The sequence below is a fragment of the Oceanicola granulosus HTCC2516 genome (assembly GCF_000153305.1).
In the GTDB taxonomy this organism is placed as follows: Bacteria; Pseudomonadota; Alphaproteobacteria; order Rhodobacterales; family Rhodobacteraceae; genus Oceanicola; species Oceanicola granulosus.
Map to the genome: position 1 here is coordinate 1 of NZ_AAOT01000083.1, position 1657 is coordinate 1657.

Consider the following 1657-nt stretch of genomic DNA (forward strand, 5'->3'; position numbering starts at 1 on the left):
CCTGTGTAAGAATAAGATATGCAGCATCACCCATAATAGCAGGTGTTCGACATTTACTTACGCCTTTGTCTTCCATCGAAAGTGCCAATATATTATTTACTGCTGCAGTATTGATCATAGTTCTTGGCCATAACGAATTTACGGCAATGCCTGATGATTTTAATTCTTCTGACATTCCTAAAGTACACATACTCATACCATATTTTGCCATAGTGTATGCGACATGAGGACTAAACCACTGGCTCTCCATATTGAGTGGTGGACCAAGATTTAAAATGTGAGGATTGGTTCCCTTTTTGAGGTGAGGTATGCAGCATTTTGAAACAAGAAATGTTCCGCGAGTGTTAATGCCGTGCATTAAATCATATCTTTTCATGTCTGTTTGAAGAGTAGGCGTAAGACTGATTGCACTTGCGTTATTAACGCAAATATCAATACCACCAAATTTCTCTACTGTCTGATCAACAGCCGCTATGACTTGATCTTCAAAACGAATATCTGTTTTAATTCCAATTGCATTACCTCCAGCTGCATTTAATTCCTCTGCTGCAGTAAAGATAGTTCCTGGTAATTTTGGATGCGGCTCAGTAGTCTTTGCAATGATTGCTATGTTAGCTCCGTCCTCAGCAGCTCTTTTAGCAATAGCAAATCCAATTCCTCGAGTTGCACCAGTAATAAATAACGTTTTTCCTTTTAGATTAGTCATATTTTCTCCGTTTTTGAAAAGATATAAAAATTTGTAATAACAATTTAATCAAGATAGTCCATAATAATTTTATTTAAAGGAGTAAATATGGCTAAATTTTATATGATGGCGAAATATACACCAGAGGCGCTCAAAGGATTCATGAGCAAACCCTCTGATGATAGAAAAGCTGCAGTTAATAAGCTTGTAGAATCTGTTGGCGGTAAAGTTCTTACGTTTGATATTGTAAGAGGTCCTTATGATCTTATTATTTCTGTTGACGGCACTGATTTCAATTCAGTTGCAGGCGCAAAAATAGCAGTTCAATCGACTGGAATGGTATCTGATGCAGTAATACTTGAAGCAGTTGATATGACTGAAATTGTTACCAAGGCAGGTACTGCACTTGGAAATTATTCTAAACCAGGAGGTTAATATGAGTTCAGTAGAAGTGAAAAGTTTTGAAAGCGCTGATGAAGTAAACAACAACTTTAATAATGCAAAAATTCAAGCTGTTAATGTAGGCAATCAAAGAATTATGAAGCTTACATTACAACCTGGTTGGAAATGGTCTAGTGATATAAAGCCAACTGTAGGAACAGATAGCTGTCAAGCGAGTCATTTAGGTGTAATCGTTTCTGGCAAAGTTTGTGTTAAACATGATGATGGAACAGAAATGTCTTATTCAGCAGGTGATGCGTATTCCATTGCTCCTGGTCATGACGGATGGGTTGAAGGGAATGAGGAAGCAGTCGTCTATGAGTTTGCTGGAAAGTGGGGCGAATAATTTACGTAGTGTTAATGTGGAGTTCCATTATAGCAAAGGAAGCTCTAATTAACTTTGCATCATAGTAATTATTTATTGGCTGTAAGTTTAAATGAGTGATCTTGCTTACAGCCTGTGCCAATTGATTTGCCCAAGATATTTATTTCCTCATCAGAGTATTTTTCAGGATCTAAGTTATCTAGAAT

3 protein-coding genes are annotated in these 1657 nt (G+C 36.9%); 2 read left to right on the forward strand and 1 reads right to left on the reverse strand.

Annotated features, from left to right (window positions below):
• Nucleotides 1–706: SDR family oxidoreductase (locus OG2516_RS19235; RefSeq protein ID WP_083788387.1), on the reverse strand; the 706-nt coding region annotated here is incomplete at its 3' end.
• A gap of 87 nt (nt 707–793) precedes the next feature.
• Between OG2516_RS19235 and OG2516_RS19240 the strand changes: the two genes are divergently transcribed.
• Both OG2516_RS19240 and OG2516_RS19245 read left to right on the forward strand, forming a co-directional pair.
• On the forward strand, nt 794–1120 hold the full coding sequence (locus OG2516_RS19240; protein ID WP_007253532.1) for a GYD domain-containing protein: 327 nt from the start codon (nt 794–796) through the stop codon (nt 1118–1120).
• Nucleotide 1121: 1 nt separating this feature from the next.
• Complete coding sequence (locus OG2516_RS19245; protein ID WP_007253533.1) at nt 1122–1472, forward strand: cupin domain-containing protein; 351 nt, start codon at nt 1122–1124, stop codon at nt 1470–1472.
• The last annotated feature ends 185 nt before the right edge of the window (nt 1473–1657 follow it).

Coding starts and splice junctions, on each gene's coding strand:
- OG2516_RS19240 (WP_007253532.1), top strand. CDS start 794: ATGGCTAAATTTTATATGATGGCGAAATATACACCAGAGGCGCTCAAA.
- OG2516_RS19245 (WP_007253533.1), top strand. CDS start 1,122: ATGAGTTCAGTAGAAGTGAAAAGTTTTGAAAGCGCTGATGAAGTAAAC.